Here is a 12,674-nt window from a genome sequence, read left to right as displayed (position 1 = left end):
TTAAGTTTTGCGAAGCAAAACTCACTTCGAAGCACCCATTATACGGCCATTTGAGAGAGTGATGAACGATGCAGCATCATGCTGAGTGATGAACTTGATTTTTTGTATGCATGTTTTTGGATTGTTGTTTTACTAACGACAATGATGAGCTCTTCTAGAATGGAAGTGTTCTCATCTCTAATCGCTTGTACGAGCCTATCCTTGAACCAATCTTGACGAATGTTGATCCAATGGGGACTCAAGTCTCCTGAATAGTCTTGAGACTTCTGACGAGCTCGATATAGAAGGGCTTTGACTGCTGTTTCCTGGATCTGTAGTTTATTAGCTATCTCAGTCAATGAATACAAGAAGCTCTCCTTCATTACGAATGCTAATAGCTGCTTGGGAGTTAATCTCCCCATTAACTGTTCCAACGCTTCTAGAAGATCTTCGGACTGCTTATCCTCATAACCACATTCATCTTGAATTCCAAGTTGTAACTTAGACTTTTTACGCATTTCGTCAATCCAGTAATTACGTGCAATGGTACGCATTAAGGGTATAGGGACATTGTGTTCGCGATTCGGCTTGTAGAAAGATAAAGTTCTAGCGATAGTCTCTTGTGTCACATCGTCAGCGTCCCAACGATTATGAGTAAGGGAGAGGCAGTATTTTTGCAATATCGTATATAGCTCTTCATGTGTTCCTCTTTGTTCCAATTGGGTTTTCGTGTCATTGTGGATTAACATGTTAATCATTCCTTTCAGGCCTATAGTTATATAACGTATGAGAAGGGCATAAAGATACGCCCCTAATTTTCTTGAAAAAAAGAACCTTACATTTATGATGTAGGTTCCTTATGTATATCTTACTTTCATGAAGGTCGTTTCATTCTGTCTTTTCTTGGTTTTATAAGTTTGCCGAAATGGATCCTTTTACGGAACCGATAGAGAGTGAACATTAGGAGGATTATAACGATACCCGCCACGATCCATAGTAAATACATTTCTGCTAAGTGGAATACCACTTGCCATTGGGGTCCGAATATTTTACCGAGACTTAAGAAGAGGATGACCCATAATAGTGCTCCGCTATAAGCATACAAGGCAAATTTACGGAAGGGGAGAGCGTTGATACCTGAGAAATAACCTGTGAAATGTCTTACACCCGGAATAAAGTAACCGATAAAGACAAGGCTCTGCCCGTATTTACCGAACCATCTTCGAGTCTTTGAAAGCTTACGTGGAGATAGGAGGATCCATTTGCCAAATCGGTTAAGGAAGGGGAGTCCGGCCTTTAGTCCAATGAAATAGGTAATGGTCATACCGATCGTTGTACCAAGGAAACCCATGATGATCAGCCATCCAAAATGTAGTGATCCTAGATAGGAAAGATAACCAGCATAGGCCATGGTAGTTTCTCCAGGAAAGGGAAGCGCAATGAACTCTAACATTAGACCTATAAATAATACTAGATATCCGTATTCCTCGAACAGAAGCTGAATCCAACGCAGTACTTCCATGATATTCACTCTCCAAAATATGAACTATCGTAATTCTATCCTAAAAAAACAATTTAAACTCTAGTCTTTTTTCATAAACCTCACCATATAATCTATCAGAAAAGTTGAATTCATAGAAACGGTGGAGGTAATGTTTATGATTAAATCATTTTTTATCGGTAACAAACCAAGATATGTATTCGTGCTTATGACGTTGTTATTAGCTGTGTTGATCATTTCTCTACAGCATCAGAAGCATCAAGTTCATAACCAAGTGGTGCCTACAACGGCTAATTCAATCTATTCGATATCGTCTCATTCTAAAGAAATCATAGCACCCACGCAAGATACAAATCTTTTAAACTATCAAGCGGAGAGTTCACCTACTATAGAGTTGCTGTCATCCAGTTCAACCAAGTCTCAGACCACTACTACACTTCCTGAGAAAACCGTGTACCTTACCTTTGACGATGGACCAAGTAAACTAACGGGGACTGTGCTCGATATATTAAAAGAGTCCAAGATCCAGGCTACATTCTTCGTATTAGGTGAGCAAGTACAACGTTATCCAGAACTCATAACTAGAGCTATTGAAGAGGGACACGTTCTAGGCAATCATACTTTTAATCACAATTATGAAGAACTATATAAAGGATTCTCTCCATTTTGGAGTCAGATCAAACAGACAGAGGAAGCTATTCGTCTTATTACGGGATCACGTACATCCTTGGTTAGGGCTCCAGGAGGAACGGCTGGACATTTTGATGATACCTATTTCACGCTATTGAAGCAAGGTGGATATCAGGTGATCGATTGGAATGTAGATAGCGGAGACTCGAAGCGACGTGGTGTTCCAGCCCAAGAAATTATCAAAGGGGCAACAACGGACATCCAGAGTAATCAAGTTGTTGTATTGATGCATGATGGTACTGGACATGAACAGACTGTTAAGGCACTTCCCAAGATCATTTCTTACTATAAAAATAAAGGCTACCAATTCGAAGTACTAACTCCTGAATTAGAGTCTGTCCAATTCAACGTGACGAAGAGCGCTCGAGCCTTGAATCGCCAACAACCTAGCTCCGAGTGGATTACAGCAAATGTCGTGCCTAACGCTGCTCTGTTTGCTTCAGGTAATCGACTAGTCATGGATATAGGTAGAATGGCGACAGAACTCAAACCTGGAGAGTTCCGAATCTCTGATGGGCGAATTATGGTTCCGCTTCGCACAACGATGGAGAGAATAGGCATTCATGTGAAGTGGGATCCGAACAATAAACTAGCTGTCATGAATATGAAGACGAATTCACTTCAGATCAACGTAGCCACCGGAGAGTGGACGAGCAGTAATAAGAACAGCAATTTACAGCATTTATCCAGATCTATTCAGATGAATGGTGATACCCTGTGGGTTCCACTGCGTGACATACTTCAAGAAACTGGACATGATCTGATTTCAGTCAGTCTGAACGAAGAAGAATGGCGTATTAGAACAAGTTAAGATAGGCTTGCTATTCATTAATGATGGCATTCTATGAAAATAACATATGGGAGGTCTAGTTCTCTTCTTTCATGGAAATAATAGTTGATAGATTTAACGTAATCAATCCATGAGAAGAAGAGAGGTAATCATATTGTCTACTTCATCTATGAATCACAAAGAGTTTGCGCCAGAACTGCTAGATAGAATGGTATCAAGAGTTGGGACTGTTATGGTCGGTAAAGAGTCCGAAATTCGTCATGTCATCATCTCTATGCTAAGTGGTGGACATGTCCTACTTGAGGATGTACCCGGTGTGGGTAAAACCATGTTAGTTCGAGCTATTGCAGCTTGTATGGGAGGGACGTTTGGCCGTATTCAATTTACATATGATCTTATGCCCTCGGATATTACAGGGATATCAGTATACCATTCACATCATGGACATTTCGAATTCAGACCGGGTCCTATCTTATCCAATGTAGTCTTGGCTGACGAGATCAATCGTGCTTCCCCACGAACACAATCGGCTCTTCTAGAAGCGATGGAGGAGAAGAAAGTCACCGTCGATGGCACAACATACCCTCTACCACGCCCATTTCTTCTATTCGCTACTCAGAATCCACTTCAATTCGAGGGTACTTATCGGTTGCCCGAGGCGCAGCTTGACCGTTTTCTTATCCGTATAAGTCTAGGTTACCCCAATCTGGAGCAAGAGGTGGATTTGTTGTCTCGTATGCAAATTAGTCATCCTTTGGAACGGGTTAAGCCAGTGATCATGGTAGAGGATATGATCGCTATGCAACGAGATGTTAAGAATGTCTATGTAGATGATTCTATTAAACAATTACTTGTGTCTGTCGCTGATGCATCACGACACCATGCTAGATTACAGCTTGGGATCAGTCCGCGAGGGACCTTAGCTTGGATGATAGCTTCTCAAGCTGCGGCATATATGAATGGTAGAATGTACGTCACACCGGATGATGTTAAAGAAATGGCAATGGCTGTTCTTTCCCATCGTATTGTTGTTCATCCCCATAGTCTAATGGAAGGCGTCATAGGTGAGGAGATTGTGCTAGAACTGATGTCTAGAACAAGCATACCTCTGTATCGAAGCCGGAAAGGAATCAGATCATGAGGGACAGAATTCGTGAATGGGTAATTGCTGTTATAGGGTTGGGTGCACTCATTGCATTGTATGAATGGCACGGTGGAACCTCGATATGGTTCCTAATTATTCTTACCGGGATTTTTATGCTGGGAGGCTTTATCTTACAATGCTTTGGTGCTCACCATATAGAGGTCAAACGCACAGTGAATCCGATGCGACTTATTGCGGGTAAGACAGCTGAAGTTGAGGTCCACATCCAATTCAAGTCTATTCTTCCTCTCCCTTGGATGAGTATCACAGATTATTTCACAGAAGGGAGTCACAGTAAGCTGTGGTTTCCGGGATGGCGAAGATCTTACACCTATAAATATTGTTTACAGAACCTGCCTCGGGGGAAAATAACCTTTCAAGTCTGCCATGTAGAATGGGGTGGACTGTTTCGCTTTTTCAAGAACAGTTATTTACTACCTTGTGAAGAGGATATCTTAGTATTCCCTATACCAGCAGCCATATCTATAACACAAGGGTGGACAAGTCAGGATATCAGAGAAAGAGAACAAGTGACACATCAACAGTCTGCAGGTGTCTGGGGCTTAGATGTTCGTGATTATAATATGGGGGATCCACTCAGCAGAGTTCATTGGAAAAGCTCAGCTCGACGAGGGCGATTACAGACTCGACTTTATGAGGCGGTTGAGGATCAAGCGGTATGTATTATTTTAGACCATTGTCCAGACACCTATAAGATAGCTACATCTGGGGTAACAGCCGACAAGGACGTTGTACGGGAAGGCTTTGAAGGGGCTGTATCCACCGCAGCGGGGTTATTTATCAGTGCATTAGAAGAAGGTATTCAAGTCGAATTAATAAGTGGTGATATGACCGAGCGTCCGCAGCCTGTGTTTCCAACTTACGACTCCACACTCGCCGTCATCGAACCAAATGGTAAGAAAAATATGTCCATGGTAATGGGTGAGAACACGGATCATTTACTTCCTGGAACTCAAGTGTACGTCATTACTGGGGGGTTACATCATAAACTTGTCGGAGCCGTATCTAAACTACACCATAAAGGATTAAAGATAGATATATACTCTATTGTCTCATATGCTTCGGCGTCCCATTCTAAACAGAATGTTGTAAATACGGAACAAGCTAAGCAAGAAGAGATTGCGGATTCACTCGGACGCATAGGAGTTAGAGTGCATAGTTTGGAAGTTGCTTCTTTAGATATAAGAAATGATATAGATCGAGTTCCAGTTAAGGGGGTGAATAACCATGACAGCATCCTTACAGAACGAAAAAATAGCTATATATAAATCCGTTTCCCAGGATATAAATAGACCTATCCCCCAATCCAGAAAGGGAGATAGTCTGATATATCGCTATATATTATCTTTGCCAATCATGGGGTTATTTGTAGAATGGCTATATCCTCTCTCTAATGGGTCCTTAAGTGCTTCACTAATTGATGTATTGTATGTTCTGACGGCACTCTTGTTATTCGTCGGGGTACTTCACTTAAAGATGTGGGTATCGATTCCCTTACATCTGATAATAACATTAGGCGCATGGGTATTCTTATTTGGAAAAGGAAGAGAGATAGAGTGGCTCATTTCTTATGTGCAGACGCTACAGTATGACGTTAGTGTACTCGTGCAGGAGTGGAGCCTATCGGCCATGGGTTCAGAGACTCGCACGCTGATTCTAATGCTGGGCTGGAGCCTGCTTGTGGCAACGGTACAATCGCTAGCCCTTTATCGAGAGAGTATCGGACTCTTTACAGTGGCCACTATAATCTATTTACTTTGCTTAGAGACACTACTCGGATTAGAAGTATATCAAGATATAGTTCGTACGGCACTCTTGATCATAATTCTTCATGGGGGTATCACTTTAGCAAGATTGATTGAGAGATCTACCTCTTCTGATGGGATAAGCAAACGTCACTATAATCTATGGTTTGTCATGGTTTGTGTGATGGCGATAGTCGTTGTAGGGTCGGCTTGGGTAGGGGGGAGAGTAATCTCTGCTAAGCCAGCACAGCAGTTCAGTGTTGAATCAACAGTAGAGAAGTTGAAAGATTGGTCGGGAGTCGAGTCTCATAAGCAGAATTCAAACTTAGCTACTACGGGTTATGGTGCAGGAGATGAGGACTTAGGGGCTCCGCTTCAACTCGATAGTAAGATTGTTTTTACAGCGGAATCACCTATTCCGTCTTATTGGCGTGGAGAGACCTTTGGGTATTATGATGGTCGGCGGTGGGCAGAGCCTCAAGCATATTTCCAAGCGGTTACTATGGAAGGGAATCTGCAGAATGATTCTATAATAAAAAAGGATGATGGTCAGAGTTCTGTCATTCAGACCATAAGTTTTGTAGACCCGATGAGTGATGAGTTTCCTCTATTTAGTGGAGGAGATATTAATAACGTTATGCGTATTACCACAGTGAACCAAAAAAAGATGGTTTACCTGTTACAAGATGAGATTGCAGATACGATAAAATATCCAGCAACCTCAAGTTCAAGTCCCGTAAAGGATTATCAAATTAACGTAAGAAATCCTTCTCTAAACAAGCAACTAATGCGTGCGAATTCAAGCGGTGATCCTGAGGTGTTTACGAAACGGTATTTACAGTTGCCGGAACAACTGCCGCAACGTGTGAAAGAATTGGGTGTCCAATTAATAACAAAAACAACGAATAGGTATGATGCGGTGCAGGCAGTGGAGCGTTTTTTGCAAAACAATTATAAATACTCTCTTCGCACAAGCGTACCACCAGCCAATCAGGATTTCGTGGATAACTTTTTATTCGAGACCAAGATAGGATACTGTAACCATTTCGCTACGTCTATGGTTGTTCTTCTTCGAACACAAGGAATTCCATCTCGTTTAGTGAAAGGGTATGCACCTGGGACTCTGAAGGTTGACAGTAATACAACTTATGTTGTCAAATCGAGTGATGCACACGCTTGGGTAGAGGTGTACTTTCCGAATATAGGATGGATTCCCTTTGACCCAACACCAGGTTTTTCTACAAATCTCCAAGAGAGTTCAGAAGTTATGGCTATACCTAAGCAGGATGGAGAAATAAAGGACACTTTATCAGGGTTAATAAGACATCGATTGGATCAGATCGTGACAATGGCTGTGAATGTTAGAATAGCCGTTGTAGAAGCGGGGTATTTTATTCCCATATTGATTATTGTGTTGATACTATTAGGGGCTATGCTTTTGAGCATTTGGAGAAGTCGTAGGCACCTTCATCTATGGAGATTGCGTTACATCACTCGAAGTGCTTTTCCTCAAAAAGAGCAGTTGTTACAGGCCGCTATTGTTATTTGGGACGAGGTTGGACGTCGATTTGGTCCAATTCCTAACGGGATTACAGTAAGAGAATATGTTCATACACTTAAGATTACAGATGAGAATTTGCGTGATGAATTAATTCAATTTGTTCAACAATGGGAAAGTATCGCATACAATGAAGCCGCGCTAAATCGTGTCCATAGCATATCCTTTTTACACCGATGTGCACTGCTAGCCCATTCACTGTCATAAATGACCATGTTCTTAGTTTCTTGACGGTATGAATTATCGTTGCGTATAATTAGTTTTAATAATTAAGGGAGGCACGAATAACCTAATGAATAAACCTAATGAAATAATCGTAGTCCTTGACTTTGGAGGTCAATATAATCAATTGATCGCACGACGCATCCGTGATCTGGGTGTATATAGTGAATTGTTACCATACAACACACCTGCTGAGAAAATTCGAGAACTTTCCCCTAAAGGTATTGTGTTCTCTGGTGGACCATCTAGTGTCTATGCAGAGAATGCGCCACATGTCGATCCTGCTGTCTATGATCTGAACATTCCAATCCTAGGGATTTGCTACGGGATGCAACTTATGGCACACCAACTGAACGGAAAAGTAGAACGCTCTTCTAAACGTGAATACGGTAAGGCTGATTTGCAGTTTGAGAACCAGACAGTTCTTCTTACAGGGTTGGAGTTAAACCAGACTGTATGGATGAGTCATGGAGACCACGTTGTGGAGCTTCCAGTTGGATTTGTTCTAGATGCAGGTACTGAATCTGCACCAATTGCTGCAATGAGTAACGTTGAGAAACAACTTTACGCAGTACAGTTCCATCCAGAAGTTCAACACTCTGTAAAAGGTAACGAAATGATTCGTAACTTCTTGTACGAAGTGTGCCAATGTGATGGCAAATGGACGATGGAATCCTTTGTAGAAGATAAAGTACGTGAGATTCGTGAACTTGTTGGAACAGATAATGTATTGTGCGCACTTAGTGGTGGCGTAGATTCATCTGTTGTTGCAAGATTGATTCATAGAGCTATTGGTGATCAGTTAACTTGTATGTTCATTGATCATGGATTGTTACGCAAGGGTGAAGCTGAGAGTGTTATGGAGACATTCGTCGGTAAATTTGACATGAAGGTTGTCAAAATTGATGCTCGCGAACGTTTCATGTCCAAGCTCAAAGGTGTGGATGATCCTGAACAGAAACGTAAAATTATCGGAAATGAATTTATTTATGTCTTTGAAGAAGAATCTGGTCAGTTTGATGATTTCAAATACTTGGCTCAAGGTACTCTTTATACAGACATCGTAGAGAGCGGAACTGCGACAGCACAAACGATCAAATCCCATCATAATGTGGGTGGACTTCCTGAAGATATGAAGTTTAAGTTAATCGAACCTTTAAATACACTATTTAAAGATGAAGTACGCAAGGTAGGAGAAGAATGTGGTCTTCCTACTGAAATTGTATGGCGTCAACCTTTCCCAGGACCAGGTCTTGCCATTCGTGTATTGGGAGAAGTAACAGAAGACAAGCTTACCATTGTACGTGATTCCGATTATATTCTACGTGAGGAAATTGCCAAAGCAGGATTAGATCGTGAAATTTGGCAGTACTTTACGGCGCTACCTAACATGAAGAGTGTAGGCGTAATGGGCGATGCTCGTACTTATTCCTATACGGTAGGTATTCGTGCGGTTACATCCATCGATGGTATGACAGCCGATTGGGCTCGCATTCCATGGGATGTACTTGAGAAAATTTCAGTACGTATCGTTAATGAAGTAGATAATGTTAACCGCATTGTGTATGACATTACTTCTAAGCCACCAGCTACGATTGAGTGGGAGTAAATATTAGATACTTTACGCTTTAGAATACTCTAGAAGCCTTAATATAAGGGTTTATATAGTATTCGTAAGTTAACCATCTCATTCACCTGCAACAATTGAATGCAAAAAAATACTCTCTTTTATCTGCGTTGTTTAGCAGATAGAAGGGAGTATTTTTTATGACAAAAATAAATGAACTAATCGAGGATTTTAGGCTAAATCAATGGTTGATCCATACAATAAATTCAGTTGTCTACAGTCAAAATATATGTACCAAATTATTATGACATTGTATAATTCAGATCAGTACTTTGGGTTTACTAGTACTAAATAACATACATTGGTGGTTGAGATGAGTTCAATTATGGTTGAGCCAGGAAAGTCAATTGGAAAGTTGACAATCGGTATGGATAAGTCGACTGCCGAAAGAATTGTACACGAAGACGATCAATCTCTTTTTGGCTTGATTTTGATATAGACAATAAAGTTGAACGTATTCTGATCGCCTCAAGTATTAGGGACGTTATACGAGTTGAGTATATGGATATTGATTTATTCAATACAAAAGCAAAAGATTTAATAGAAACATTAGATCAGATAAGTCCTTATGATAGAACTGATGACGATGGCTATAGTTACGACTTTCCTGAAATTGGATTAACATTCCGAAGATCAGTAAAACGTACTGAAGAAGACCTACAAGAAGATTGGTTTAAAGAAATGAGTATTGAAAATCAAGAAGATGATATGCGATATCTTTATTTCGAAGCAGTGGGTGTATTTAAAATAAAATAGTATAAGTAAAAGGACACTATGATTATTACTCCATAGTGTCCTTTTATTTATTACGTTCAGGAAATTTGTGTCACTAAACATTTATTTTGGTGTGTCATTATCTAACTCACACTACACATTTGAGAGCGAATATACATAAGATCCTGCTGCGTACTGCTGATTGCCTTCCTTCCGTCAATTTTATTTACTCTGACTATAAATAGTGACAAAAGGAACAAAAGTTCAATCATAACGAAGAGTAACCTGTGAAGGGGTATACTCTTCTTTTTTGTGAAAAATAAAGGCTAGAAGTTAAATGTTTCATTGATCTCTACACAATTAATGTAATCAAATTAATAATTTATCCATTGTATGGGAATAATGATAATCATAAAACACCCAGAATGACTGTATTCACGAACAATAACGAAATTATATCTAATAATGTTCGCATTTGTCATTGACAGACAGATTGTTTCGACATAAAATGATAAAGCACAATATGATATATATATTTTTCGTATAATTCTGAGGATCGGCTCGGAAGTTTCTACGAGGTCACCATAATGACCTGGCTACGATTATAAAAGAAACCCACGTTTACAATAGCCTTATGGCTGTCGATATACGGGCTACTATTTTTTTATTCTGGCTGGAGTCACTATGACTTCAGCTTTTTGTTGCTGTTAAACATATTTGAGGGGGAAGTATTGTAATGAATCGGTTAAATCGGTTTTTTAAATTAAAACAGAATGGCACCACAGTGAGAACAGAGATAATGGCTGGGTTGACTACGTTTATGGCGATGGCCTATATCTTGTCAATCAATCCGAACACGTTGACCGCTTTTGGTCAAATAGATATGGGTTGGTATTCTGTATTCTTAGCAACTGCATTAGCGGCCGGTATTTTCACAATTGCAATGGGGTTGTTTATTAATTTTCCGGTTGCTCTAGCTCCTGGTATGGGATTGAATGCTTATTTCGCTTCTGTTGTATTGTCTTCTGCAACTACGGATCATCCTTTTACTTGGCAAATGGGATTAACAGCCGTATTCATTTCTGGATTAATCTTCATTCTGTTGACGATTACTCATATCCGTCAGATGTTGCTTGATGCTATTCCAGATAGTCTGAAACATGCCATTACAGTCGGAATCGGATTGTTTATCACCGTTCTAGGGTTGAAGAATAGTGGATTGATGGCAATCGGTGTCGAAGCAGGCGCTGATATTCCAGCACATACTTATACAGATGTACTTTCATTTGAAACAGTGATTCATTTAGGTAGCCTTTTAGATACGAATGTTCAATTAGCTCTTGTTGGTATTATTTTAATCGCGATCTTGATGGTACTGAATGTGAAAGGTGCGATTCTGTTCGGTATCCTTGGTACAACCGTTGTGGCTATGCTTATGGGGGTAGTTGACTTTAACACATTATCAAGTCCTGATAATCATTGGGTTCCTGATTTCACTCAATTGAACTTTATGACCTTCGATTGGGAAGGTATTATGCATACAGGTCTTGTATCAGCTATTGTAACGTTTACCTTTGTAGAGTTGTTCGATACCTTCGGTACATTAGTAGGTACTGCTACACGTGCTGGTATTATGAAAGATCCAGTTGAAGGTAAAAAGCGTGTAGGTAAAGCAATGTTTGTAGATGCTGTTGCTGTAACAGGTGGTGCAATGCTTGGTACTTCAACAACAACGGCTTTTGTTGAAAGTTCTGCTGGAGTAGCTGAAGGTGGACGTACGGGTCTTACTGCTGTTACAACTGGCGTATGTTTCTTGTTAGCATTGTTCCTTGCTCCGATAGTCGCTTTGATCCCAGGATCAGCTACTGCGGCTGCGCTCATCATTGTTGGTGTACTTATGGTTCAATCGATTAAAGAAATTGATTTTCAGGATATGGTTGTTGCCATTCCAGCCTTCTTGATTATTGTAATGATGCCGTTCACCTATAATATTGCTAATGGGATCTCGTTCGGGATTGTAGCTTATGTTATTCTTGCTACTGTCGGTAATCTTAAGGAGAAGAAGAAATATAACGTTCACTGGTTGATGTGGGTGTTGGCGGTTCTGATCATCTTGCGCTATGTGTTCCTTGGAAGCGAAGGTTAATACAACTTGGCGAAATGTGACTATTATATGTAGCATGACCTTAGGGTCATGCTTTTTTTATGCGAAAATGAATAGTGTAGAATCTCCCAATATGGACTTTCTACAAATGTTAAAGTAACATGCATAAGTTTGTTCAAATCCGGGGAATCTATTTTGTAGAGATATATTAATAAAAAAGCTTGCTATTCATTTCTGTCCGTGATATATTATTAGTCCGGCCAATAAATAACACATTTTATTGAATCGGCAAGTCAAACTCGAATGAAACTTAAACGAAAATAAAGCTTGCATAAACGAACCGGACGTGTTATGATATATAAGTTGTCGCCGAGAACAACTGGTAACAACAAAACAAATAAATTGGTCTTTGAAAACTGAACAACGAGTGAGTAGATTTCACGAAAGTGAAGTCAAAACAAATGAGAAATCATTTGATAGAGAAAGTAATTTCTCGTCAGTTTGTTTTAAATGAGCATAATCGCTCTTTTCATAAGCGTCATTAATTCATCTTCTCCGCAAGGAGATGGACGAATTAAT

Annotated in this window: 9 protein-coding genes and 1 riboswitch; of the genes, 7 read left to right on the top strand and 2 right to left on the bottom strand. The window is 40.1% G+C overall.

Features of this window, described 5'->3' with window-relative positions:
- Positions 1-38: 38 nt before the first annotated feature.
- Positions 39-728, bottom strand: coding sequence for a sigma-70 family RNA polymerase sigma factor (locus AC1D69_RS20895; RefSeq protein ID WP_495458072.1), 690 nt, complete (start codon positions 726-728; stop codon positions 39-41).
- A 125-nt stretch (positions 729-853) separates the two neighbouring features.
- On the bottom strand, positions 854-1,501 hold the full coding sequence (locus tag AC1D69_RS20890; RefSeq protein WP_495458071.1) for a DedA family protein: 648 nt from the start codon (positions 1,499-1,501) through the stop codon (positions 854-856).
- Positions 1,502-1,637: 136 nt separating this feature from the next.
- Between AC1D69_RS20890 and AC1D69_RS20885 the strand changes: the two genes are divergently transcribed.
- The 7 genes from AC1D69_RS20885 to AC1D69_RS20855 all read left to right on the top strand — a co-directional run bounded on the left by AC1D69_RS20885 (position 1,638) and on the right by AC1D69_RS20855 (position 12,137).
- Positions 1,638-2,981, top strand: coding sequence for a polysaccharide deacetylase family protein (locus tag AC1D69_RS20885; RefSeq protein WP_495458070.1), 1,344 nt, complete (start codon positions 1,638-1,640; stop codon positions 2,979-2,981).
- Between the two features lie 148 nt (positions 2,982-3,129).
- A complete protein-coding gene (locus AC1D69_RS20880) occupies positions 3,130-4,101 on the top strand; it encodes an AAA family ATPase (protein ID WP_495458069.1) in 972 nt (323 codons plus the stop codon).
- Positions 4,098-5,393 (top strand): DUF58 domain-containing protein, encoded by a 1,296-nt coding sequence (locus AC1D69_RS20875; protein ID WP_495458068.1) that lies wholly within the window; start codon positions 4,098-4,100, stop codon positions 5,391-5,393. Before AC1D69_RS20880 ends, AC1D69_RS20875 begins: the two co-directional genes overlap by 4 nt.
- On the top strand, positions 5,353-7,635 hold the full coding sequence (locus AC1D69_RS20870; protein WP_495458067.1) for a transglutaminase-like domain-containing protein: 2,283 nt from the start codon (positions 5,353-5,355) through the stop codon (positions 7,633-7,635). Before AC1D69_RS20875 ends, AC1D69_RS20870 begins: the two co-directional genes overlap by 41 nt.
- 85 nt (positions 7,636-7,720) lie before the next feature.
- The gene (gene guaA / locus AC1D69_RS20865; protein WP_495458066.1) at positions 7,721-9,259 is read left to right on the top strand and encodes a glutamine-hydrolyzing GMP synthase; all 1,539 of its coding nucleotides are present in this window, start codon (positions 7,721-7,723) and stop codon (positions 9,257-9,259) included.
- A gap of 519 nt (positions 9,260-9,778) precedes the next feature.
- On the top strand, positions 9,779-10,033 hold the full coding sequence (locus AC1D69_RS20860; protein ID WP_495458065.1) for a hypothetical protein: 255 nt from the start codon (positions 9,779-9,781) through the stop codon (positions 10,031-10,033).
- 477 nt (positions 10,034-10,510) lie between these two features.
- Positions 10,511-10,610: riboswitch (purine riboswitch) on the top strand.
- Positions 10,611-10,727: 117 nt separating this feature from the next.
- Positions 10,728-12,137 (top strand): NCS2 family permease, encoded by a 1,410-nt coding sequence (locus AC1D69_RS20855; protein ID WP_495458064.1) that lies wholly within the window; start codon positions 10,728-10,730, stop codon positions 12,135-12,137.
- Positions 12,138-12,674: the final 537 nt, after the last annotated feature.

It is taken from the genome of Paenibacillus sp. Y301 (genome assembly GCF_059445505.1).
Note: the sequence above shows the minus strand (reverse complement) of the source record. Positions and strands in the feature narration are given on the sequence as shown.